The sequence below is a fragment of the Bacillus sp. FSL M7-0791 genome (assembly GCF_038627085.1).
Classification (GTDB): domain Bacteria; phylum Bacillota; class Bacilli; order Bacillales; family Bacillaceae; genus Bacillus; species Bacillus safensis.
Window position 1 is genome coordinate 1,077,867 of sequence record NZ_CP152022.1, and the last position, 22,564, is coordinate 1,100,430.

Annotated in this window: 25 protein-coding genes; 20 read left to right on the forward strand and 5 right to left on the reverse strand. The window is 41.7% G+C overall.

All coding sequences use genetic code 11. From position 1 onward, the window contains the following. Window positions 1–35: 35 nt before the first annotated feature. From MHI08_RS05375 to MHI08_RS05385, 3 genes are all read right to left on the reverse strand, one after another. Entirely contained in the window at window positions 36–227 is a 192-nt protein-coding gene (locus MHI08_RS05375) for a DUF3813 domain-containing protein (protein WP_024425070.1), read from the reverse strand. Further along, a complete protein-coding gene (locus MHI08_RS05380) occupies window positions 224–373 on the reverse strand; it encodes a hypothetical protein (protein WP_024425069.1) in 150 nt (49 codons plus the stop codon). Before MHI08_RS05380 ends, MHI08_RS05375 begins: the two co-directional genes overlap by 4 nt. An 88-nt stretch (window positions 374–461) precedes the next feature. Further along, window positions 462–1,274 carry a Cof-type HAD-IIB family hydrolase gene (locus MHI08_RS05385; protein ID WP_048238455.1) on the reverse strand — a complete coding sequence of 271 codons (813 nt, stop codon included), beginning with the start codon at window positions 1,272–1,274 and terminating at the stop codon, window positions 462–464. Window positions 1,275–1,411: 137 nt separating this feature from the next. Between MHI08_RS05385 and MHI08_RS05390 the strand changes: the two genes are divergently transcribed. From MHI08_RS05390 to MHI08_RS05450, 13 genes are all read left to right on the forward strand, one after another. After that, on the forward strand, window positions 1,412–2,197 hold the full coding sequence (locus tag MHI08_RS05390) for an alpha/beta fold hydrolase (protein WP_024425067.1): 786 nt from the start codon (window positions 1,412–1,414) through the stop codon (window positions 2,195–2,197). Between the two features lie 46 nt (window positions 2,198–2,243). Then, the gene (locus MHI08_RS05395) at window positions 2,244–2,552 is read left to right on the forward strand and encodes a metal-sulfur cluster assembly factor (RefSeq protein WP_024425066.1); all 309 of its coding nucleotides are present in this window, start codon (window positions 2,244–2,246) and stop codon (window positions 2,550–2,552) included. A 121-nt stretch (window positions 2,553–2,673) separates the two neighbouring features. After that, entirely contained in the window at window positions 2,674–4,119 is a 1,446-nt protein-coding gene (locus MHI08_RS05400; RefSeq protein ID WP_056766137.1) for an FAD-binding oxidoreductase, read from the forward strand. Continuing rightward, the gene (locus MHI08_RS05405; protein ID WP_056766139.1) at window positions 4,116–4,664 is read left to right on the forward strand and encodes an MFS transporter; all 549 of its coding nucleotides are present in this window, start codon (window positions 4,116–4,118) and stop codon (window positions 4,662–4,664) included. The genes MHI08_RS05400 and MHI08_RS05405 overlap by 4 nt, the downstream gene beginning before the upstream one ends. A gap of 137 nt (window positions 4,665–4,801) precedes the next feature. Continuing rightward, window positions 4,802–5,839, forward strand: coding sequence for an N-acetyl-gamma-glutamyl-phosphate reductase (gene argC, locus MHI08_RS05410; protein ID WP_025093394.1), 1,038 nt, complete (start codon window positions 4,802–4,804; stop codon window positions 5,837–5,839). A 22-nt stretch (window positions 5,840–5,861) separates the two neighbouring features. Further along, on the forward strand, window positions 5,862–7,082 hold the full coding sequence (gene argJ, locus MHI08_RS05415) for a bifunctional ornithine acetyltransferase/N-acetylglutamate synthase (protein WP_056766141.1): 1,221 nt from the start codon (window positions 5,862–5,864) through the stop codon (window positions 7,080–7,082). A gap of 14 nt (window positions 7,083–7,096) precedes the next feature. After that, window positions 7,097–7,873 carry an acetylglutamate kinase gene (gene argB, locus MHI08_RS05420; protein ID WP_025093396.1) on the forward strand — a complete coding sequence of 259 codons (777 nt, stop codon included), beginning with the start codon at window positions 7,097–7,099 and terminating at the stop codon, window positions 7,871–7,873. Further along, entirely contained in the window at window positions 7,870–9,021 is a 1,152-nt protein-coding gene (locus tag MHI08_RS05425) for an acetylornithine transaminase (RefSeq protein WP_056766142.1), read from the forward strand. Before argB ends, MHI08_RS05425 begins: the two co-directional genes overlap by 4 nt. A gap of 70 nt (window positions 9,022–9,091) precedes the next feature. Then, window positions 9,092–10,153, forward strand: coding sequence for a carbamoyl phosphate synthase small subunit (locus MHI08_RS05430; protein ID WP_024425061.1), 1,062 nt, complete (start codon window positions 9,092–9,094; stop codon window positions 10,151–10,153). Further along, entirely contained in the window at window positions 10,146–13,226 is a 3,081-nt protein-coding gene (locus MHI08_RS05435) for a carbamoyl phosphate synthase large subunit (RefSeq protein WP_056766143.1), read from the forward strand. Before MHI08_RS05430 ends, MHI08_RS05435 begins: the two co-directional genes overlap by 8 nt. After that, window positions 13,223–14,173, forward strand: a complete 951-nt coding sequence (gene argF, locus MHI08_RS05440) for an ornithine carbamoyltransferase (protein ID WP_056766145.1) — start codon at window positions 13,223–13,225, stop codon at window positions 14,171–14,173. The genes MHI08_RS05435 and argF overlap by 4 nt, the downstream gene beginning before the upstream one ends. 102 nt (window positions 14,174–14,275) lie before the next feature. Then, a complete protein-coding gene (locus tag MHI08_RS05445; RefSeq protein WP_056766147.1) occupies window positions 14,276–14,455 on the forward strand; it encodes a YjzC family protein in 180 nt (59 codons plus the stop codon). A gap of 163 nt (window positions 14,456–14,618) precedes the next feature. Next, window positions 14,619–15,884, forward strand: a complete 1,266-nt coding sequence (locus MHI08_RS05450) for an MFS transporter (RefSeq protein ID WP_047201781.1) — start codon at window positions 14,619–14,621, stop codon at window positions 15,882–15,884. 110 nt (window positions 15,885–15,994) lie between these two features. On the opposite strand, the gene MHI08_RS05455 is transcribed toward MHI08_RS05450, so the two are convergent. Next, complete coding sequence (locus MHI08_RS05455; RefSeq protein WP_003211779.1) at window positions 15,995–16,189, reverse strand: YjzD family protein; 195 nt, start codon at window positions 16,187–16,189, stop codon at window positions 15,995–15,997. 212 nt (window positions 16,190–16,401) lie between these two features. Between MHI08_RS05455 and MHI08_RS05460 the strand changes: the two genes are divergently transcribed. The 4 genes from MHI08_RS05460 (at window position 16,402) to MHI08_RS05475 (ending at window position 19,055) form a co-directional block, all read left to right on the forward strand. Further along, window positions 16,402–17,142 carry a hypothetical protein gene (locus MHI08_RS05460; protein ID WP_056766149.1) on the forward strand — a complete coding sequence of 247 codons (741 nt, stop codon included), beginning with the start codon at window positions 16,402–16,404 and terminating at the stop codon, window positions 17,140–17,142. Between the two features lie 73 nt (window positions 17,143–17,215). Further along, window positions 17,216–17,791 carry a hypothetical protein gene (locus MHI08_RS05465; protein WP_056766151.1) on the forward strand — a complete coding sequence of 192 codons (576 nt, stop codon included), beginning with the start codon at window positions 17,216–17,218 and terminating at the stop codon, window positions 17,789–17,791. A gap of 91 nt (window positions 17,792–17,882) precedes the next feature. Further along, a complete protein-coding gene (locus tag MHI08_RS05470; protein WP_056766152.1) occupies window positions 17,883–18,845 on the forward strand; it encodes a BMP family ABC transporter substrate-binding protein in 963 nt (320 codons plus the stop codon). A gap of 12 nt (window positions 18,846–18,857) precedes the next feature. Next, window positions 18,858–19,055: a ComZ family protein gene (locus tag MHI08_RS05475; RefSeq protein ID WP_024425054.1), complete on the forward strand. Its 198-nt coding sequence runs from the start codon at window positions 18,858–18,860 to the stop codon at window positions 19,053–19,055. A gap of 10 nt (window positions 19,056–19,065) precedes the next feature. On the opposite strand, the gene MHI08_RS05480 is transcribed toward MHI08_RS05475, so the two are convergent. Next, window positions 19,066–19,299, reverse strand: a complete 234-nt coding sequence (locus tag MHI08_RS05480; protein ID WP_024426489.1) for a hypothetical protein — start codon at window positions 19,297–19,299, stop codon at window positions 19,066–19,068. Window positions 19,300–19,470: 171 nt separating this feature from the next. Between MHI08_RS05480 and MHI08_RS05485 the strand changes: the two genes are divergently transcribed. The 3 genes from MHI08_RS05485 to MHI08_RS05495 all read left to right on the forward strand — a co-directional run bounded on the left by MHI08_RS05485 (window position 19,471) and on the right by MHI08_RS05495 (window position 22,553). Then, complete coding sequence (locus MHI08_RS05485) at window positions 19,471–20,409, forward strand: beta-ketoacyl-ACP synthase III (RefSeq protein ID WP_024425052.1); 939 nt, start codon at window positions 19,471–19,473, stop codon at window positions 20,407–20,409. 21 nt (window positions 20,410–20,430) lie between these two features. Further along, the gene (gene fabF, locus MHI08_RS05490) at window positions 20,431–21,672 is read left to right on the forward strand and encodes a beta-ketoacyl-ACP synthase II (protein ID WP_024425051.1); all 1,242 of its coding nucleotides are present in this window, start codon (window positions 20,431–20,433) and stop codon (window positions 21,670–21,672) included. 77 nt (window positions 21,673–21,749) lie between these two features. Beyond that, entirely contained in the window at window positions 21,750–22,553 is an 804-nt protein-coding gene (locus MHI08_RS05495; RefSeq protein WP_024425050.1) for a DUF2268 domain-containing protein, read from the forward strand. Window positions 22,554–22,564: the final 11 nt, after the last annotated feature.

Genomic DNA, 22,564 nt, shown 5'->3' on the forward strand with positions numbered 1-22,564 from the left:
AAGCTGTCCATCTATATGTGGACAGCTTTTTTATGTTAGAGATCATCAAGCAAGTCTTGGAAGGTATGCAGCTGGTTTCTTTCTGCATCTGTCGAATTGGCAAATGCAGAGGATACGGCATTTTTCGCTCGCTTGACTGCCTGTTGACGCTCTAACCCAGATGAAAATGAAGAAGTAAGAGCTTCTTCAGTAAACGATTTGGCTTGATCAAAAAGTTCGTTTCTCACAATGAACCTCCAGAAGCATCAGTCTTCATATTCCCTCTGTCTGACGCTTCTTCAAGTGTCGAACGATAAGGAAAGCGTGCGTCATGAAGACTGACTGAATCTTTACCTTGTTGTATAAAGCGTTTCGATTTGCTTCTTTTACCCATTCGGAATCCGCCCCTTTACACAAGCTGACAGGACAACCTGTCTAACGCTAGTATGCCCGCTTCCATCTGCTATGTATGAATGGAAAATTTAAAGCGAGAAGTAATTCGTTAGAAACTTCGCAATCCCGTCTTGTTCATTTGTATCAGTGACTTCATTTGAGACACGTTTCACGGCATCAATGCCGTTGCCCATTGCTACACCGCAACCAGCAAATTCAAGCATTTCTAAATCATTGTCTTCATCTCCGAATGCCACAATCCGCTCCTTAGGAACACCGTAATAATCACTGATCTTTTGCAGTCCAACGGCTTTGTTCATGCCTGTTTTAATGATTTCAATCACGTGCCACGGGGCAGCCCAGCGCCTGTGATCAATCACTTCTGCATGGACATCTGATAAATAGCTTCGAATAGCTCCAACGTCCTCTTCTTTTGCATGGATTAACACGCTCGTCACATTCTCTCCAAGGTTGTCCCTAAGGTCTCCAACAGTAACTTTGTTTGCATTCATATTAAAGATATCAATGAGTTTTTCATCATGATAATGGAAATACAAATCGTCTAACACTTCAGCCAACACATTGTGCACTTTATACTCTTCACTAATGTCTACAAGCTGTTTGACCACTTGAAGATCAAGTGACGTATGAAATCTGCCCCATTTTTCATCAAGAGGATGATGGACAAACGCTCCGTTAAAATTCACAATGGGTGAATCAAGCTGTAATTGCTGATAATAAGGAGAGCTGGATCGAAATGGCCGGCCTGTTGATATACAGACATGATGCCCGCTGTCTCTCACTTTTCGAATGACGTCAAGTGTATGCGCAGAAATGGTTTTATCATCTTTTAATAATGTGCCATCCAGGTCAAGTGCGATTAGATAAGGTTTAGTCTCCATAAAATCTCCTTTGATCTGTAAGTGATAGGAGGCAATTCATGTTAACGCCTCTATCTATAGTGTATCTTTATCACATCTTTGTTGTCTACATGTTAAAATAAACAAAGACGGGAATGATAAAGGAGGATTCATAGGCTGTGATCACCATTGATGAGCAAATTACGCGCGATATTCCATTTTTACATATCGTAAAAGCTGAAAATAAAGACAAACCGCTGCCGCTTGTATTTTTTATTCATGGATTTACAAGTGCACGCGAGCATAATTTACACTTCGCCTTCCATTTGGCGGAAAAAGGCATGAGAGTCATTTTGCCTGACTGTGCTTATCATGGTGTAAGGTCAGAAAACCTCAGCTTAGAGGAACTGGCATCAAAGTTCTGGGAAATTGTGCTGAACGAAATTCGTGAAATCGATATACTTAAAACATACTTTCAAGAAAAACAATTGATTGAAGCCGATCTGATAGGCGTTGCGGGTACATCCATGGGCGGCATCACCACCTTTGGTGCACTTGCCAAGCATGATTGGATCAAAGCCGCTGTCAGCTTGATGGGAAGTCCAAACTATACGACGTTTCTAAAAGCACAAATCATGGACATGCGTCACAAAGGGTTAATGAAAGACATTACAGACGAAGAGGTTCATCTGCAATTAGACGCCCTGCGCCCATATGATTTAACGCTGCAAACGGATCGATTAAATAAAAGACCGCTCTTATTCTGGCATGCAGAAAATGATCCTGTCGTCCCTTACCGGCACGCAAAATCCCTATATGATGAGTTAGCGGCCACACAATATAAGCAGGATCCGCATCTGATTCGCTTTATTACTGATGGACAAGCAGGCCATAAAGTCTCAAGACAAGCGATGTTTGAAACGATTGACTGGTTTGTGACACATCTGAAAAGCACAAACGTTTAGTCAGAAGAAAAAGTACGTTATACTAATGGAAAAAGGAGTGGATATCATGGATGAAGCATTGAAAGAAAATATTTTAGGCGCCCTAGAACAGGTGATTGACCCTGAGCTGAATGTCGACATTGTCAACCTTGGACTTGTCTATGATGTCGATCTTGATGAGAATGGAAAAGCGGATATCACCATGACCTTAACATCAATGGGTTGTCCTCTTGCACCAATTATCGTGGATGAAGTCAAAAAAGCATTAAGTGATCTTCCAGAAGTAAAAGAAACAGAAGTTCACATCGTATGGAATCCGCCTTGGACACGAGACAAAATGTCAAGATACGCAAAAATTGCGCTCGGTATTCAATAAGCAAAATGAAAAATGCCTGGTATGAGTTGAACTCATGCCAGGTTTTTTTATGAAAAATTAAGATGGAGGAAGAGTGTAGCTTGATATAATGGATGTAATTTTATAGAACGGAGTACCTATCATGAAACGAAAATGGCTATGGATCGTTCTTTTGATCGTATATGCTGCTGCATTTTGTGCATCAATCACCATACGAGAAGGCAAGGCACACAAAAAACAGGACCTTGAGGCTTTTACAGATGTCAGTCATCTCATGCCTGTCAAAATCAAAAAAGTTGTTCAAGGAAAAGAAATAGACACGTTAAAAGAAGTATTAAAAGAAGCAAAAGCAAAAAACTTGCCAATTTCAATTGCCGGAAAACAGCATAGCATGGGCGGCCACACTTATTATGAAAACGGCATCGTGCTCGATATGACGGAATACCGCCAGATTTTAGCGTTTGATCCAAAGAAGAAAACGATTCGGGTTCAAAGCGGCGCTACATGGGATGATATACAAAAATATGTGAATCCATACGGTCTTGCTGTGAAGGTAATGCAATCGCAAAATATCTTTACAATTGGCGGATCTTTAAGTGCAAACGCACATGGACGTGACATTCGCTACGGGTCACTCATTGATACAGTACGTTCCTTTAGGCTGTTAAAAGCAGACGGAGAGATTATCACGGTGAAACCAGGCGATGATTTATTTACTGCTGTCATTGGGGGATACGGGTTGTTCGGTGTCATTTTAGATGCTGAGCTATCTTTAACAAAAGATGAACTATATAAAATGGAGACAACCTCTCTGGGTTACGATGAGTATACGGAATATTTTCAAAAGCATGTCAACCACAATAAAGAAGTACGCATGCATCTTGCCAGAATCTCCACAGCAAAAACAAACTTTTTGAAAGAGATGTATGTGACGAATTATTCTCTCACTTCAGATCAAGAAATCGAATCATATCAAGAGCTTAAGGAAGATCAACTCGTCATGCCATTAAAATTTATGCTCGGCCTTTCAAGAAGATTTGATATGGGGAAAGATCTGCTCTGGAATTTGCAAAAGAAGTATTTCCTAAGTCAAAATGATCAGCTGATCACAAGAAACAATGTGATGCGGTCTGATTCAGCCTTTTTAGAATATGAAAATGAGTCAGACACGGATGTGCTGCAGGAATATTTCGTCCCAGTTGACCGTTTTCGTGCGTACATCGATGACATGAGAGCCTTTTTACAACAGGAAGATTTGAATCTAATGAATATCACAATACGCTATGTTCAAAAAAATGAAAAAGCGGATCTCTCATATGCGAAACAAGATATGTTTGCCCTCGTGCTTTTAGTGAATTACGGGTTTGAAAAAGGAGAGAAAGCGGAAGCAGAGCGGATCATTCGAAAAATGACAGATATCACGCTGCGGCACGATGGAAGCTATTACTTACCGTACATGCCTTATCAAACGAAGGCGCAAATGAAGAGGGCTTACCCTAAAACTGATGTATTTTTCCAAAAGAAAAAACAAGCAGATCCAGATGGTACGTTTACCAACTACTTTTATGAGAGGTACAATACACAATGAATGCAAAAGCAATGAAATGGTTTGTCTACTCACAAAGTCTGCTGTTTTTCGCCAGCAGTTTGATATTTCCTTTTTACATTCTTTTTATTAAAAATGTTGGATCAAGCTATTCACAGTTTGGACTCGCCTATGGTCTGTTTGGTTTAAGCGGTGCGTTTATTCATTTACTATTAGGGAAACTACCAGAAACCACCGACAGGAGGATCTTTTTAATCATTCATTCGTTTGGTATGGCGTTTCTTTTACTGCTTTTTCCGCATATAACAGAAGTGGGGCAAGTGTATATAATCCAGCTTGCACTTGGTGCACTTGGCGGCTTTCAAAAACACGGGGAGAAATTGCTTGTTACTGATCTCACAACAGAGAACAAACGAATGAAAGAAGTCGGTCACTATCATTTTTGTACAGCCCTATTTTCATCCATTGCCATTATGCTTGGCGGCCTGTTTGCTGATTTCTTTACCGTTTACTTCATTTTTTATGCAAGCTCCATATTATATTTATGCAGTGCACTCATGGTCCTCTATATCAAAAACGAAAGATAAATCCGCATGTCTCATGAAGATATGCGGTTTTTTTGTTGAAAAAAAATGAAAACAAATATTAAATATACAATTGAATTAATTTTTATACATGTTATAATGTTAAATAATTTCACAAAGATCAAGAGGGTGTATTGACGTTGAAAATAGGTATTATAGGTGCTACAGGGTACGGTGGTGCGGAATTGGTTCGTATCTTCAAGCATCACCCGCATGTGGAGGAATGTATATTGTATTCATCAAGTGGTGATGGGCAATCATACAGTCAATCTTATCCGCATCTGACAACGATTACTGACCAAACATTAAAAGCCATTGACCCGGCTGCCATTGTGCGAGAGACAGATGCTGTGTTTTTAGCGACACCAGCAGGCGTATCAAGTGAACTGACGCCAAAGCTTATGAATCAAGGAGTGCCGATCATTGATTTATCAGGTGATTTGCGCATTCAAGATGGAGCAACCTATGAAGCATGGTATAAACGAAGGGCAGCGGATACAGCATCTGTTCAACAAGCGGTGTACGGTTTATCCGAACTGAATCGTGACAAAATTCAACAGGCTGAAGTGATTGCCAACCCGGGCTGCTTTCCTACCGCAGTTCTTCTCGGTTTAGCACCGCTCATCAAACAGAATGTCATCGATGAATCCATGATTATAATAGATGCAAAAACAGGGGTGTCCGGTGCCGGACGATCTGCCTCACTTGGCACGCATTTTTCAGAACTAAACGATAACTTTAAAATTTATAAGGTGAATGAGCATCAGCATACGCCAGAAATAGAGCAAATATTAAGAGAATGGAATCCACAGACGGCGAACGTCACATTTTCTACGCACCTTGTCCCGATGACAAGAGGGATTATGGCGACGATGTATACACAATTAAAAACAGATGTCACAAAAGAAGAATTGATGAAGCGAATGAAAGACTTTTATGAAGATTCCTATTTTGTCAGAGTGAGAGATCACGGCGTTTATCCACAAACGAAAGAAGTATACGGCAGTAACTTCTGTGATATTGGCTTTCATTTAGATGAGCGAACAGGGAGACTGACAATCGTGTCGGTCATAGACAATCTCATGAAAGGTGCGGCCGGTCAAGCGGTTCAAAACTTCAACATCATCAAAGGCTTACATGAAGAGGCGGGCCTCACAATGACACCTCTTTATCCATAAGAGAACAGGGGAGACAACAAACATGATCGAATTGAATGAAAAAAGCATTGTCAAAATAGACGGTGACGTATCATCACCAAAAGGCTTTGAAGCAAAGGGGATTCACATTGGCTTGCGCTATTCAAAAAAAGACCTTGGCCTCATCGTCAGCGAAGTACCAGCAGTAAGTGCAGCGGTCTACACACAAAGTCACTTTCAAGCTGCGCCTCTCAAAGTCACACAACAAAGCTTAAAAAAGACAGGACAATTAAAAGGTGTCATTGTCAATAGTGCCATCGCCAATGCATGTACTGGTGAGCAGGGATTAAAAGACGCATACGACATGCAGGCAGCCTGTGCAGATATGTTAGGTGTAGCACCTGATTATATTGCTGTTTCTTCTACAGGTGTCATTGGGGAATGTCTTGAGATGGATAAAATCAAAAAGGGCATCGTCGAGTTAAAAGAAGCAAAAGCCGAAAAAGGCCATTTTGAAGAAGCGATCTTAACGACAGATACTGTCATTAAAAATACAGCATACACCCTTACGATAGACGGAAAAGAGATCATCATTTCAGGCGCAGCAAAAGGCTCTGGCATGATTCACCCGAACATGGCGACAATGCTTGGCTTTGTCACAACAGATGCAAATGTCGAACAGGAAGCCTTACAGCAAGCGCTTCGTGACATTACGGATGTGACCTTTAATCAAATTACCGTCGATGGAGAAACATCGACAAACGATATGGTGCTTGTGATGGCAAATGGAATGGCACAAAACGATGCACTCAATGAAGAGCATCCAGAGTGGCCATTGTTTAAAGAAGGATTAAAACTAGCTTGCGAGGATTTAGCCAAAGAGATTGCAAGAGATGGAGAAGGCGCAACCAAATTAATTGAAGCAAAAGTCGCTGGTGCTAAAAATAACTTGGAAGCCGGCATCATTGCAAAAAAAATCGTTGGTTCAAGTCTTGTTAAAACCGCCGTATATGGTACGGATGCCAACTGGGGACGAATTGTCGGAGCCATTGGTCATAGCGCAGCTTCCGTCACACCGGAAGAGGTAGAAGTCTATTTAGGCGGACAATGTTTGTTCAAACACAATGAACCGCAGCCATTCTCAGAAGAGAAAGCAAAAACATATCTAGAGCAGAATGAGATTACGATTTTCATTCAAATGAGTGAGGGGAATGGTGAAGCTGCAGCATGGGGCTGTGATCTTACCTATGATTATGTGAAAATTAACGCGAGCTATCGCACATAAAGAAGGAGATAGACATGAATAAAACGATCGTGTTCAAGTGTGGAGGCAGTGTCATTCGAGAACTTTCAGATACCTTTTATGAAAATGTCCGCTCACTTCAAGCTGCTGGATTTAAGCTGGCTATCGTGCATGGCGGAGGACCTGAAATCACCGACATGCTGCAAAAATTAGAAGTGAAAACAGAATTTGTTGACGGTCAGCGTAAAACAACGAAGCCTGTGTTAGAGGTAGCCGAAATGGTTCTCTCGGGAACAGTCAATAAATACTTTGTGTCAGAGCTCGCAAAGCATGATATATCATCTGTCGGCGTATCCGGTAAAGATGGGCAGATGCTTGTCGCCGATTTCCTTGATCAAGACGTTTACGGGTACGTTGGTGAAATCAAAGAAGTTCATCCAGAAATGGCAGAAGCACTCATGGAGAAACAATTCATTCCTGTGATTGCGCCGCTGTCTATGACGGAAGAATGCCAAACCTTAAATGTGAATGCTGATTTAGCTGCATCAGCTGTCGCAGGAGCGATGAAAGCTGATAAGCTCATGTTTGTCACAGATGTTGAAGGTATTTTAAAAAATGGTGAACTATTAGATGTCGTCACAGAACAAGAAGCCCTTTCACTCATTGATGAAGGCATTATTTCCGGGGGAATGATTCCAAAAGTACAATCCGCTTTGAGTGCTTTATCAGGTGATGTAGATGAAGTGATGATCGTAAATGGCAAAGGCAGTATCTTTACAGGAGAAACCTTTAAAGGAACAAGAATCGTGAAACAAAAGGAGGCGGTCCTGTGAGTCATCTTTTTCAAAACTATGGACGGTGGAATGTTGAAATTAAAGAGGCAGCAGGTTCTTGGGCAATCGATACAAATGGAAAAAAATATTTAGACTTTATACAAGGCATTGCTGTTACAAATTTAGGCCACAATCACCCAAAGGTCAATGAGGCCATTAAGGAGCAGCTTGACCACGTCTGGCATGTATCGAATCTATTTGAAAATGGACTGCAAGAAAAAGCAGCAGAAAAGCTGGCAGCAAACAGTTCAGGGGATCTCGTGTTTTTCTGTAATAGCGGGGCAGAGGCAAATGAAGGTGCCATTAAATTAGCACGTAAAGCGACAGGGAAAACAAATATCGTCACATTTTTGCACTCTTTCCATGGGCGCACGTATGCTGGTATGGCTGCCACAGGCCAAGATAAAATCAAAACTGGCTTTGGCCCTATGCTAGAAGGCTTTCACTACGTACCGTTTAATGATCCAGACGCTATGTCAGCCTGTGCAGTCGATGATGTGGCAGCGGTGATGCTGGAGGTTGTGCAAGGTGAAGGTGGAGTGAATCCAGCGACACCAGCATTCCTTGAAGCCGTTCAAGCATTTTGCAAAAAGCATGAAGCACTGCTGATTGTAGATGAAATTCAAACGGGCATCGGTCGTACAGGAACAGCATTTGCGTACGAAGAGACGTGTCTTGACCCTGATATTATCTCAGCAGCAAAAGGGTTAGGAAACGGCTTTCCAGTTGGTGCAGTCATAGGGAAAAAAGCTCTAGGAGATGCATTCTCTCCAGGTTCACATGGTACAACATTTGGTGGGAATATGCTCGCCATGGCCGCTGTGAATGCGACACTCGATGTCATTTTCAAAGAAGAGTTTCTTTCAGAAGTGAAAGAAAAGGGTGATTACCTGTTAGAAAAGCTGCAAAAAGTCAAACAGCTGAATATTGTAAAAGAAGTGCGGGGAAAAGGATTGATGGCAGGTATTGAATGTGATCAGCCAGTCGCCGGCTATATCACAGCTCTTAGAGAACAAGGTTTGCTTGTGCTTCCAGCTGGTCCGAATGTCATTCGTTTATTACCTCCGCTGAATGTGAAGAAAACAGAGCTGGATCAGGCGATCGAAGCAATTGTTCAAGTATTAGCCAATAAAACAGTTTCGGTGTAAATTTTTTTACAAACGAACGTATAAAAATACATTTGTATCATTAATTATTCAATTTTGGGGTGACATAAGCATGAAAGGTTATTTAAATTTAGAAGATGGAGCCTCTTTTGAAGGAGATCTGACAGGAGAAGCTGGCATCACAGGTGAAGTGGTCTTTTTTACAGGTATGACAGGTTATCAAGAGGTGCTCACAGATCCTTCCTATAAAGGTCAGATCATTGTTTTCACATATCCGCTGATCGGAAATTACGGCATTAACCATGAAGACTTTGAGAGCAAGAAGCCTCAAGTAAAAGCGGTGGTTGTGTACGAGGCAGCAGAGCATTTTTCACATCATCTTGCAGCGGTCAGCTTAAAAGATTATTTACAAAAGTGGAATATCCCGCTTCTGACACATACAGATACGCGCGCAGTCGTGCAAAACATCCGGGCAAATGGAACGATGAACGCTGTGCTCAGTGTAGACGAAAACGAAACACCGCCTGCAATGAAACAAGACAATGTCGTCGCACAGGTGACAGATAGTGAGATTTACACACAAGGCAGCGGTGAGGAACATGTGGCGCTCATTGATTTTGGCTTTAAAAAATCAATTGCAGATTCGCTTGCAGCACGCGGCTGTAAAGTAACCGTCATTCCATATAAACAAATGGAAAAGGTATTTGAGATCAAGCCGGATGCGATCCTCTTGTCAAACGGACCTGGAGACCCGAAAACCATGACACCGTATTTAAAAACAATTCATGACATCATGATGTCATTTCCGACACTTGGGATCTGCCTAGGTCACCAATTAATCGCTCTTGCACTTGGCGGAGATACGTATAAGCTGCCATTTGGCCACAGAGGAGCGAATCATCCTGTCCAGGATACAGAATCCAAACGTGTCTTTATGACAAGTCAGAACCACAGCTATGTTGTGAATGAAAAAAGCATGAATGACAAAGAAGTGGATGTGAAATTCCTTCATGTCAATGATGGATCTGTAGAAGGATTCATTCATAAAGAAAAGCTGATTATGTCAGTTCAATTTCATCCAGAAGCACACCCAGGGCCTGCTGAAAGTGAATGGGTATTCGATGATTTTATTGAGAAAGTGAAACAAGCAAGGAGAGAAGTCGCACATGCCTAAAGATCAAAGCATACAAACCATTCTAGTCATCGGGTCTGGTCCAATCATCATTGGTCAGGCAGCAGAATTTGATTACTCAGGAACACAAGGATGTATGGCCTTAAAAGAAGAAGGCTACAAAGTCATCTTAGTGAATAATAACCCAGCAACCATTATGACAGACGAGTCATTTGCTGATGAAATCTATTTTGAACCGCTTTCAGTTGATTCAGTGACAAGAATCATTGAAAAGGAAAAACCAGATGGTCTTTTAGCCAACCTTGGCGGACAGACGGCTTTAAACCTTGCTGTCGAGCTGGAAAAAGCCGGTGTGCTGAAAAAGCATGGGGTGACCCTGCTCGGAACGTCAGTTGAAACCATTGAAAACGGTGAAGATCGAGAGAAATTCCGTGCTCTCATGAAGCATTTGAACGAACCTGTGCCAGATAGTGAAATTGTGGATAATGCGGAAGATGCTCTTCAATTTGCAAAAGAAGTCGGATTCCCAGTTATCCTAAGACCAGCATACACACTTGGCGGTAAAGGCGGCGGAATCGCTCTAACAGAAGAGGCGTTTAAGCCGCTCATTGAAGGAGCTCTTTTAGCGAGTCCAATTCACCAGTGTTTAGTTGAAAAAAGCATAGCTGGCTTTAAAGAAGTCGAATATGAGGTCATGAGAGACCGTCAAAATACGTGTATCACGGTATGCAACATGGAAAATATCGATCCAGTTGGTGTGCATACAGGAGACTCGATTGTCGTTGCACCTTCCCAAACATTAACAGATCAGGATTACCAAATGCTCCGTTCTGCAAGCCTGAAAATCATTTCAGCGCTGGATGTAGTCGGCGGCTGCAACATTCAATTTGCCCTTGATCCACTCAGTAAAGAATACTTTGTCATTGAGGTGAATCCTCGGGTCAGCCGTTCTTCCGCTCTTGCATCAAAAGCAACAGGCTATCCGATTGCGAAAATGGCAGCTAAGCTTGCGGTGGGTTATACGCTAGACGAATTGAAAAACCCGCTCACAGGCACAACCTATGCTAGTTTTGAGCCGGCACTCGATTATGTTGTCGTGAAATTCCCGCGCTGGCCGTTTGATAAATTTAAACAGGCAGACCGTCAATTAGGCACAAAAATGAAGGCCACTGGCGAAGTCATGGCGATTGATCGTAATTTAGAGTCAGCCATTCAAAAAGCAGTTGCATCACTTGAAATTAAAACGAAGGGCTTCCACCTGCCAGAACTAAAAGAGCAATCGACAGAACAATTATTTGAACTCATCAAAACACCAGACGATCGCCGGTTTTTCGCTGTTATGGAGCTTCTTTCAAGACAAGAAACGGTTGAAACGATTCATCAAACGACGAAAATTGATCGATTCTTCTTACATGTGTTCCAGAATATGATTACGCTCGAACAAGAATTGAAAGATCATAAGGGGACGCTATCAAAAGATACCTTGAAAAAGGTAAAGGAAAAGGGTTTCCTTGATGAAACGATTGCTCTTCTTACGGGTCACACGGAAGAGTCAATCAGGCAGCTTCGTCAAGAATACGGCATTGCTGCTTCATTTAAAATTGTCGACACATGTGCGGCGGAATTTGATGCAAAAACGAATTACTTCTATTCCACCTACTTCGGCAAAAGCGATGGTGAACATCAAGAAAAAACAAAGCAGCGTGTACTCATCATTGGTTCTGGTCCGATTCGAATCGGGCAGGGGGTCGAGTTTGATTACAGTGCCGTTCATGGCGTTCTGACCTTGCAAAAGCTTGGATTTGAAACCATCATGATGAACAACAATCCAGAAACAGTCAGTACTGATTATGAGATTGCAGATCGTTTATATTTTGAGCCGATTACATTAGAGCACATCCTAAACGTTGTGGAAGCAGAACAGATTGATTTTGTCATTGTCCAATTTGGTGGACAGACTGCGATTAACGTCGCAGAAGGCTTGGAAAAAGCCGGTGTCACGTTGTTAGGTACGTCCTTTGATACGCTGGATGCACTTGAAGACCGTGATTTATTCTATCAGCTTCTTGATGAACTGAATCTTCCTCACGCAAAAGGAGATACGGCTCATTCAAAAGAAGAAGCACTCGTACATGCGAAAAGCATCGGTTACCCTGTATTAATTCGCCCATCGTATGTCATTGGCGGAATGGGAATGATCGTTGTTCAGTCAGAAGCACATTTGGCGTCACTGCTTGATCAGCCAGATCATTTGCCATACCCAATCTTAATTGATGAGTACGTCACTGGAAAAGAAATTGAAGTCGATCTTATTTCTGACGGAAAAAAGGCGTTCATTCCAACCATCGTAGAACATATTGAGAAAGCGGGCGTGCACTCAGGTGACAGCTTTGCCATTTTACCAAGTATTTCAATCAGTGAAGACATCAAACAGCAGGTGCATACCGCGTCTGAACAAATAGCGAAGAAATTAGCGTTCAAGGGCATTATGAATATCCAATTTGTCATCAAAGGGGATCAGGCGCTTGTATTAGAAGTGAATCCGCGGGCAAGCCGGACTGTACCAGTCGTCAGTAAGGTAATGGGCATTGATATGATCCCAATGGCCACTCAATTATTAGCTGGTGCATCGCTTGAAGAACTAAACCCTGCAACGAAAAACAAAGGGGGGACAGCGGTCAAATTCCCAGTGTTCTCATCACATGCCATTCAAGATATCGACCTCAAGCTGACACCTGAAATGAAAGCGACAGGAGAAGGAATGTGTGTAGGCAAGAACGCCGAAAGCGCCTTGAAAAAAGTGTTTGCGCCGATCTGGAAGCAAAAAGGAAGCCTTTTTATACAAGGCAGCGAGCAATTGATAGATGAAGCGAAGCATGCAGGCTTTGACGTCTGGACTGGCAGCTTTGAATCTTGGCTGCAGAATGAAGACAAATCCCTTCATATTCATTTAGGAGAAGATGAAGAGGCAAAAGAGCAGCGTGTAAAAGCACTCACACACGGCGTTCAAGTCCTAACCGAATATGAAACAGTTCAAGCATTCCTGCAAGGAAAAAATGGAGATGTATCACCAGTATCGCTCCATGAATTATATAAAAAGGAAGTGACGGTATGAGTCAAGTCGACGTGCAACCGGCATTATACGGAAAAGACTTTTTATCATTAAAAGATTTCTCAATCCATGAGATTGCTTATTTAATTGAAAAAGCGGAAGAAATGAAACAAAACCCATATCAAGATTTATTCAAAGGAAAAACGTTAGCGATGATCTTTGAAAAATCTTCAACTAGAACCCGTGTCTCGTTTGAAGCGGGGATGACGCAGCTAGGAGGACATGCGCTCTTCCTCAGCTCAAATGATTTGCAAATTGGCAGAGGAGAAACCATCAGTGATACAGCGCAGGTGCTCTCTGGTTATGTCGACGGTATTATGATTCGAACCTTTGAACATGAGAAGGTTGAAGAGCTTGCACAATACGCGTCAATTCCAGTCATTAATGGATTAACTGACTACTCACATCCATGTCAGGCGCTTGCTGATTTATTAACCATTAAAGAAACAAAAGGTACTTTAAAAGGAATCAAAGTGGCCTATATCGGTGACGGAAATAACGTGGCGCACTCCTTAATGGTCGGCTGTGCGCAGCTAGGCTGTGACATTGCGGTTGCATCACCAAAAGGCTATGAACCGCTTCAAGAAGTAACAGACACTGCCCGTGAGTTTGCAAAACAATCAGGCGCAGAAGTGACTGTGACAACAGATCCTGTTGCAGCTGTAAAAGATGCAAATGTTATTTATTCAGATGTGTTTACAAGCATGGGGCAGGAAGCAGAAACAGAGAAACGTCTTGCTGAATTTAAAGAATATCAAGTCAATGACGAACTGATGAGTCATGCAGCAAAGGACTATATTTTCCTTCATTGTCTCCCGGCACATCGCGGGGAAGAAGTGACGGCAGATATTATTGACGGGCCACACTCAAAAGTATTTCAACAGGCAGAAAACCGCCTGCATGTGCAAAAAGCGTTAATGAAAGAACTTATGTATCAACCATCCAAATAAATCCAAGTGTCCCTGACTCGTATGAGCAGGGACTTTTTGCATAAAGGATTGGAGAGGCAAGGGACGGGACATAATAACATCAATCGAGAAAGGAGGATGAAAATGGGTCAGCAGCATCAGTTTAAATCAGGGAATAAAGCACCGAATAATGGTGTGTATATCGAGATCGGCGAAACTGGAAGTATGGTGAAAGATCCTTTAAAGATTAAGCTTAAAGCAGGCGATGTCTTTCCTAATAACTCGAACCATAATCGCGTTTGGACCTACCAAAGAAAGCCGTAAGCAATTGACTAAGAGTCAGCAGGAATAAGACTTTAGAGGCATGTGTCATGCCTCTTTTTTCTTTATAATAAAAAACAATTAAGTTCAAATTTTCAAATAAATAGTATGAAAAAAAGAGAACCTAAGGTAAAATATGTAATATATTGTTGAAAGGATTTGTGTGATGGAAAAGATGAATCTCAGTGAAAGTGTTTGGAATAAACGCTTCACCTCATTATTCATATCAAGACTCATTAAAAACACAGGGGAAAGTTTTGCTTTTACATCCGTCCTTTGGCTATTGATTTTAAGAGGGGATGGAGCGCTCGGTACAGGACTTCTTCTAGCAGTAACTGTTCTCCCTTCATCTTTGTTAGCCCCAATATTAGGACCTCTTATGAAAAAGCACCATTTGTCTAAATGGATGTTCGCTTCAGATGTTGTTCGAGCAACAATTGTACTCATTATTCCACTTCTGCACTTTTCGCATCTATTGCCTCTATGGTTATTGATTTCATTAATGGTTATTCAATCGGCAACAGGTGCAGCTTATAATCCAGCTTCGGTGGCGATCTTACCGCAGATTGTTCCAAAGCATCTCATTCAAAAAGCAAATGCTATCCTGCAATCTTCTTTTGAGATTGTTGCACTTGCAGCAGTCATGGTGGCAGGTCTTTTGGTTAAATTAATTGGACCTGCAGATACTCTGCTGATTACCACTGCTTTATTTGTGATTTCTGGTCTGTTTATTATCGGGGTCAAACTAAAGAAAACCGATGAAGAAAAAGCAGCGGGCATTAAACAAGCGAAGAATACATATTTGTATAACTTAAAAAGAGGTTTTCTCGTTGTCAAAAACCATCACATTTTATTTGCGCTCACGCTGTATTGTATCTTAATGAATGTCGCAGCAGCTCCGTGGCAGGCACTGTCAGCGGTATACGTAGCAGAAGCGCTGCAAAGCGACTCCATGGTGTATTCCATTTTAAGAGGTGTTGCCGCAGTTGGCGCGTTTATGATGGGCTTTGCTCTGGCAAAAGTGAAAATTAAGAGATTTGGTTTGTTCTTTATTGTCGCTGGCATGATTGAAGGGGCTGCATTCTTTATGACAGGGATGAGTACATGGCTGCCGGTTGTTCTGCTTGCTTCCTTTATTTTCGGAGCTGCTGTCAGTGCGATCAATGTGCCGGAAATGGTCATTATTCAAACATCTGTTGACCAAGAGGATCAGCCGCAAGTATATGCTGTGATCAATGCCTCATCAAATGTCTTTCTCCCGCTTGCAGCTGTCGTATCAGGCGTCCTGGCAGAAAGATTTGGAGCGGGACCTGTCATTGCTGGCGGAGGAATCCTTGAAATTTTATCAGGTATCGCGATCTTCCTGTTTACAGGGCTTGCGAAAAGCCATTTGACAGCGGACAAACAGAAGTCCGAAACCGTCGAGGTATAAACAATAAAAACCCCCTGTATGTTTAAGGCAGGGGGTTTTAGCGTGCCGCAATCACTCTGCAAAAAGAAAAAAGAGCTAAACATCAATTTAGCTCTTTTTCACAAGTCATATTAAGAATGTTTTGTTGAACTTTCCGTTTCTTTCATTGGACTTACTTCAGCAAAGATGAATAAAATAACCGTAAACACAACTGCAAGAATGGAAGTGAGCGTAAAATCATAAGCAGCTCCATTCATAGAGGCAACGATGTAACCAGCCATATGTGTCAGCAGAAAAGTCCAAATGAGGGTGATAATATAATGCATAATCCCACCGTCCTTTATGTAACAATCTATTGATTATCATACCATAGATGCAAGTGAAGGGAAAAGACTGTTTTCCGCCTTTATGTGACCATTTTGAGACCTTCTGCTATAAAAATAAAAAGAATTCTTCTGTCTTTAGGGGATTTCCTTATTCCTACAAGAGTTGTTGTTCATATCATAGAAAGCAGAATCACTGAAAGGAGGCTGGCCATATGGGTGTAAGCGAACGTTTTTTCCAGCTTGGTTCCCAGTGGAACATCATTCACCTTCCTCAAAAACCAAATGGCTTTGGCATTCTAATCCTCGGTGACCGAAATCACTTTGTGCAGGAAAATACATCATTCTGGCTTCAGCATTATGGAAGAAACCAGCTTTTAACTGCCTTAAAGGATGAAGGATATACATTGTTTAATAGTCATCTTCATGGGAATCACTGGGGATGCGAAGATGCTGTTTTTAGCGCCAAGCAGCTCGTGCATCACACACTAAAACAAGAAATATTAAACTGGGAAATTCATGTGCTCGCAGAGGGAATGGGGGCACTTGTTGCCATGAGCCTTGCTGAGGAGATGCCTGAAGTACTAAGGTCCATTGCGATGGTGAATCCATGTCTGAATCTGGATGCACAACGAGAAAGAGAAAAGGAACACAAATTCTTTTATAAGCAGCTGCTCAAAGAGTTAGCAGAGAGCTATGGCTGTTCTGAAAAGGAAGCTGAAACGTATCCACTGCCTTCTTGTCCTGTTCATTCTGCTCATGTGCCGATTCATATATGGCAAAGGCTAAACGGCGCACCTTATGCATATGAACTTCACGCAAAGCCTTTTATTGATCAGCATATGAAAAATCCAGAACATTGTCAGGTCGATCTCACGCTGCATATGTTTGATCATCCGAGAAGAATCTTTCAATCCATTCACAAGTTTTATAAATCGCATGAAAGAGAATTGTGATGAATAGGATGATAACAGCCCTTCATAGAAAGGGCTCTTCTTTTTATTCGATATTAAAAAAGGGGACGTGAACATGGAAACAGGACTGATCATAGGGGCAGATGAGTTTTTTGGCCTGACACTTTGTGAATATATGATGAAAGAGGGCATTCAAGTGGATATCACGCGTCCTCATGATCTTAAAGAAGAACAAAAGGCTCTGTTAGAAGAGCGGATGATGTGGCTGGGCAGAAATGATCTCGTTCGTGTCATTGACCTTCAGGATAGCAAGGACACGTATGACCTCATTTTTATTCAATCAGAGGAACCGCATAACAGGCAGAAAGACATCAAAGCAGAGCATGGCATGTACCAGGTTCTTTATGAAAAACCTGAAAACGAATCAGCGAAACAGAATGTGCCGGCAGTTATTCTTCCTCGCATGTTCGGACCATGGACACTCAATGAAGATCAAACAAAGCGTGCAGATTTACTTTTTGTAGAAGATGTGGCAAAGGAATTGTTACAATGGGCATCGGACACAGGTCAAAGACAGGACATGACGTATGAATTGAAGGTAGAAAGCCAAACAGATGACAAACAAGCAGAAGACATGATTGCAGAATGGAAAAGACAAAACTCAACATTTTTCGACAAAAAGCAAGAATGATCTTCCATCTTATCTTTTTTCAGTATAAAATAAACCTATATTTAACATACAGGTTCATCACTGCATGTTGTAAAAGGGAGTTGAACATGGCATGAAGTACCAGCGGCTTGTCATGATCTTTTCGTTCCTTCTTCTATTATCTGCCTGCTCGCAGGCGCCTTTAAAAGGAAAAATTGAGAAGGTGGGTTTACTCGTCCCCGATACGATCAATGATCAAGTTTGGGGAACGAAAGGTTATAAAGGCTTATTAAGTATCCAATCAACATTTGGTGTAGATGTTTATTATAAGGAAGGAATGGTCGACAAGGAGAAAATCGTTGATGCCATTGAAGAATTCCATAAAAAAGGAGTCAATTTGATTATTGGCCATGGCAATGAATACAGTGAAATTTTTAACTTGATCAGTGAAGATTATCCAAACATACAATTTATTACGGTCAATGGAAACAAGCCTCAGGCGGGCAATGTCACAAACGTGACGTTTAAAGGTGAAGCGATGGGCTTTTTCGGAGGCATGACAGCTGCACATATGTCAAAAACAAAAAAGATTGGTATTCTTGCTACATATGATTGGCAAAGTGAAGTAGACGGCTTTATCAAAGGAGCAAAATATCAAGATGAACATGTACAAGTATTAGCAGAGTTTGTCGAAAACTGGGATGATGCTGACAAAGCGGTGGAGCTCTATCAAAAATTAAAAAAGCAGGGCGTTGATGTTGTGTATCCAGCAGGTGATGGTTATAATATCCCTGTCATTGAACAAATCAAAGCCGATAATTTATCAGCGATCGGGTACGTCACCGATCAATCCAACCTCGGCAGCCATACAGTTTTAACGAGCACTGTACAGCATGTTGATAAAGCGTATAGTATCATTGCAAAGAAGTTTAATGAAGGCAAGCTAAATGAACAAGATGAGTACTCCTTTGATTTTAAAGAAGGAGTGGTCGAGATGGGGAAATTTAGTTCCACCATTGACGACGCTTTTGTGAAAGACATTGAAAGTGATATTGTGTCATACAAAAAAACAGGTAAACTGCCAAATGAAAAGTGAGGAGACGACGACATGCAGCATGAAAAATCGATGGAATTTTTACAAATTGCCATGAAGTATTTTCCGCAGGCGAAGGAAGAGTTAGATAAAGCAGGGATTCAGCTTGAGCCTGAAGCACTTCAGCCGCTTCTAACATTATTTACATCTGTCATGCAAGAAGCATATGAGCTTGGAAAAGCAGATGCAGAATCAGAAAAAGCCACAGAATAGTGGCTTTTTTTTATGATAATTTTTTCTTGAAGGCACTAATCATAGGACCAACATCTTTAAACACAGGCTTCAGCTCATCGATGGAGTTCATAATGTTCCCAATTTGATTCATGACATGCATGTAGTCAATTGAGTCCTCACTTGAAGATGTCTCCGCACGTTCCTCCTTTGCCTCTGTCTTGCTTTTCTCCTTTTCAAGCGGCTGTCCAAACATCATTGCTGAGAAAATATCTTTTTGCGCCATATCACATGTTCCTTTCTACTATTGGTATATATCATTAATCTATGAAAAAAGTGAGAGGAAAGGTTAGACGTTTGTATTGCCAAGAAGAAAAAAATAAGGTAAAATTAGTACCAGATACTAATATAAGATCACAATATCACATGCTCGTATGAGTAAAAGGAGTCTTATTCAATGAATGCTGGAATTATTGGCCTTGGCCGCTATATACCTGAAAAAGTATTAACAAATCATGATTTAGAAAAAATGGTTGAAACTTCTGACGAGTGGATTCGTACTAGAACAGGTATAGAAGAAAGAAGAATTGCATCTGATGATGTCAATACATCTCATATGGCGCTTGCTGCTGCAAAAAAAGCATTAGCTGACGCAGATGTGGCTGCAGAAGATATCGATATGATTCTTGTGGCGACAGTCACGCCAGATCAAGCATTTCCGACAGTTGCTTGTATGATTCAAGAGCAGCTCGGTGCACATAAAGCATGTGCAATGGATATTAGCGCTGCGTGTGCTGGCTTTATGTATGGGCTTGTTACTGGAAAACAATTTATCGAATCAGGAACTTACAAACACGTGCTTGTCGTCGGTGTTGAAAAGCTTTCTCGCATTACCGACTGGGATGACCGCAATACAGCTGTTTTGTTTGGAGATGGAGCTGGAGCTGCTGTGCTGGGAGAAGTCAGCGAAGGTAAAGGAATTCTATCATTTGAACTTGGAGCAGATGGAAGCGGCGGGAAGCACTTGTACTTAGATGAAAAAGATCATACAATCATGAATGGACGAGAAGTATTTAAATTTGCTGTAAGACAAATGGGCGAGTCAAGTGTAAATGTCATTGAAAAAGCTGGACTATCAAAAGAAGACGTTGATTTCTTGATCCCGCATCAAGCAAATATTCGCATTATGGAAGCAGCACGCGAACGCTTAGAGCTTCCAGTTGAAAAAATGTCGAAGACTGTCCATAAATATGGAAACACATCAGCAGCATCCATTCCAATTTCACTATGTGAAGAAATCGAAGCCGGAAAAATTCATGACGGCGATGTGATTGTAATGGTTGGTTTTGGTGGCGGATTAACTTGGGGCGCAATCGCTATGCGATGGGGCCGATAAAAGAGTGGGGTGCACAAATTAATGGATAAAAAACGAGTAGTTGTTACAGGATTAGGTGCTTTGACACCACTTGGCAACGATGTAGAGTCAACATGGAAAAATGCTTTAGCGGGTGTATCAGGGGTTGGACCGATTACACGTGTCGATTCAAGTGAATATACCGCAAAAGTAGCGGCAGAACTAAAAGATTTTAACATTGAAGATTACATGGAGAAAAAAGAAGCGCGAAAAATGGCACGCTTCACGCAATATGCAGTCGTTGCTGCTCAAAAAGCGCTGGAAGATTCACGTCTTGAAATCACAGATGAAATCGCACCGCGTGTTGGTGTATGGGTTGGGTCTGGTATTGGCGGACTTGAAACATTTGAAGAGCAGTTCGAAGTGTATTCAAATAAAGGGGCAAGACGCGTCAGTCCATTCTTCGTCCCAATGATGATTCCTGATATGGCGACAGGCCAAATCTCTATTGCACTTGGCGCAAAAGGGGTTAACTCTTGTACAGTGACAGCATGTGCAACAGGAACAAACTCAATTGGTGATGCATTTAAAGTTATTCAGCGCGGCGATGCAGATGCGATGATCACAGGCGGAACAGAAGCGCCATTAACAAAAATGTCGTTTGCAGGTTTCTGTGCGAACAAAGCCCTTTCGACAAATCCTGATCCAAAGACAGCAAGCCGTCCATTCGACAAAAACCGTGACGGATTTGTCATGGGTGAGGGTGCAGGGATTATTGTTCTTGAAGAACTTGAGCATGCCTTAAAACGTGGTGCGACCATTTATGCAGAAATCGTTGGTTATGGTTCAACTGGAGATGCCTACCATATAACAGCACCAGCTCCAAATGGAGAAGGCGGCGTCCGTGCAATGAAAGAAGCGATTCGAGATGCAGGTTTGTCTGTGGAAGACATTGATTATATCAATGCCCACGGTACAAGCACACCTTACAATGATAAATTTGAAACAATGGCGATTAAAGAAGTGTTCGGAGAGCATGCGAACAAGCTTGCGATCAGTTCGACAAAATCAATGACAGGTCACTTACTTGGCGCAGCAGGCGGAGTAGAAGCCATTTTCTCTGTTCTTGCGATTAAAGACAGCGTCCTTCCTCCAACCATTAATCTTGAAACACCGGATGAAGAATGTGATCTTGATTATGTAGCAAATGAAGCACGTTCAAAAGAAGTACAAGTGGCTTTAAGTAACTCACTTGGTTTTGGCGGGCATAATGCGACAATTATTTTCAAAAAATACGAAGCATAATACTTTCTGAGAAAGCGGCGGTCGATAAACAGATCGCCGCTTTTTTGCATATGATGAAAATGGAGGTGTTCAGCGGTATGGGTCTGATCAATACACAATATCTCATTCATCAATCATCATCATTTCAGGAGCTTGCAGCGCGCTTTGTTCCTTATTTTAAAGGGGCCGAGGAAAAAGAATGGTCGTCTATCCTCGCTCACCTGCAGCATCACGGGATGGTTCGGTCTTGGAGCTCGTGCAAAAACATGATCGACAAGCTCAAGGAAAAAGGGTACTTCAAGCTTGTCATGAAAGAATATCAAACGCTTCAAAAGCAGTGGGAAGGTCCAGACATTCCTGTGTTTATTTTACCTGTCAATGAGAGCAGCAGAGAAATCAGAGAGCAATTTTATTATCAATCCGGCATGGCATTTGATGACAAGGTCTTTCTTTTTTTGTCTCCAAATACCCCGAAGGAGCGTATCGGTACATTGCTGACTCATGAATATCACCATGTATGCAGGCTGCATTTTCTCTCAAAAGAAGAAAAAGACTTTACATTCCTCGATACAATCATGATGGAGGGGCTCGCTGAATATGCTGTGTATCATAGATATGGAGAAAACTATACAGCGAAATGGACCACCTTCTATAGCGAAGAACAGCTTCAGCGTATGTACAAGAAATGGGTATCCAGTCATCTTGATCAAAGAGTCCAGGACGACGAAAGGCTGATACAGAATCTTCTTTATGGAAAAGGGAACTACCCTAAAATGCTTGGTTACGCTACCGGGTTTTATATCGTGAAAAAATATTTCAATGAGCACCGAATCAGCGAGGAATCTATGATTGCAGAGCCAGCAGAAACCTTTTTAAAGGCAATAGAATCACAAAGTGAATAATTCACATAAAA

Coding starts and splice junctions, on each gene's coding strand:
- MHI08_RS05380 (WP_024425069.1), bottom strand. CDS start 373: ATGGGTAAAAGAAGCAAATCGAAACGCTTTATACAACAAGGTAAAGAT.
- MHI08_RS05385 (WP_048238455.1), bottom strand. CDS start 1,274: ATGGAGACTAAACCTTATCTAATCGCACTTGACCTGGATGGCACATTA.
- MHI08_RS05395 (WP_024425066.1), top strand. CDS start 2,244: ATGGATGAAGCATTGAAAGAAAATATTTTAGGCGCCCTAGAACAGGTG.
- MHI08_RS05400 (WP_056766137.1), top strand. CDS start 2,674: ATGAAACGAAAATGGCTATGGATCGTTCTTTTGATCGTATATGCTGCT.
- MHI08_RS05405 (WP_056766139.1), top strand. CDS start 4,116: ATGAATGCAAAAGCAATGAAATGGTTTGTCTACTCACAAAGTCTGCTG.
- argJ (WP_056766141.1), top strand. CDS start 5,862: ATGATCGAATTGAATGAAAAAAGCATTGTCAAAATAGACGGTGACGTA.
- argB (WP_025093396.1), top strand. CDS start 7,097: ATGAATAAAACGATCGTGTTCAAGTGTGGAGGCAGTGTCATTCGAGAA.
- MHI08_RS05430 (WP_024425061.1), top strand. CDS start 9,092: ATGAAAGGTTATTTAAATTTAGAAGATGGAGCCTCTTTTGAAGGAGAT.
- MHI08_RS05435 (WP_056766143.1), top strand. CDS start 10,146: ATGCCTAAAGATCAAAGCATACAAACCATTCTAGTCATCGGGTCTGGT.
- argF (WP_056766145.1), top strand. CDS start 13,223: ATGAGTCAAGTCGACGTGCAACCGGCATTATACGGAAAAGACTTTTTA.
- MHI08_RS05445 (WP_056766147.1), top strand. CDS start 14,276: ATGGGTCAGCAGCATCAGTTTAAATCAGGGAATAAAGCACCGAATAAT.
- MHI08_RS05450 (WP_047201781.1), top strand. CDS start 14,619: ATGGAAAAGATGAATCTCAGTGAAAGTGTTTGGAATAAACGCTTCACC.
- MHI08_RS05455 (WP_003211779.1), bottom strand. CDS start 16,189: ATGCATTATATTATCACCCTCATTTGGACTTTTCTGCTGACACATATG.
- MHI08_RS05460 (WP_056766149.1), top strand. CDS start 16,402: ATGGGTGTAAGCGAACGTTTTTTCCAGCTTGGTTCCCAGTGGAACATC.
- MHI08_RS05465 (WP_056766151.1), top strand. CDS start 17,216: ATGGAAACAGGACTGATCATAGGGGCAGATGAGTTTTTTGGCCTGACA.
- MHI08_RS05470 (WP_056766152.1), top strand. CDS start 17,883: ATGAAGTACCAGCGGCTTGTCATGATCTTTTCGTTCCTTCTTCTATTA.
- MHI08_RS05475 (WP_024425054.1), top strand. CDS start 18,858: ATGCAGCATGAAAAATCGATGGAATTTTTACAAATTGCCATGAAGTAT.
- MHI08_RS05480 (WP_024426489.1), bottom strand. CDS start 19,299: ATGGCGCAAAAAGATATTTTCTCAGCAATGATGTTTGGACAGCCGCTT.
- MHI08_RS05485 (WP_024425052.1), top strand. CDS start 19,471: ATGAATGCTGGAATTATTGGCCTTGGCCGCTATATACCTGAAAAAGTA.
- fabF (WP_024425051.1), top strand. CDS start 20,431: ATGGATAAAAAACGAGTAGTTGTTACAGGATTAGGTGCTTTGACACCA.
- MHI08_RS05495 (WP_024425050.1), top strand. CDS start 21,750: ATGGGTCTGATCAATACACAATATCTCATTCATCAATCATCATCATTT.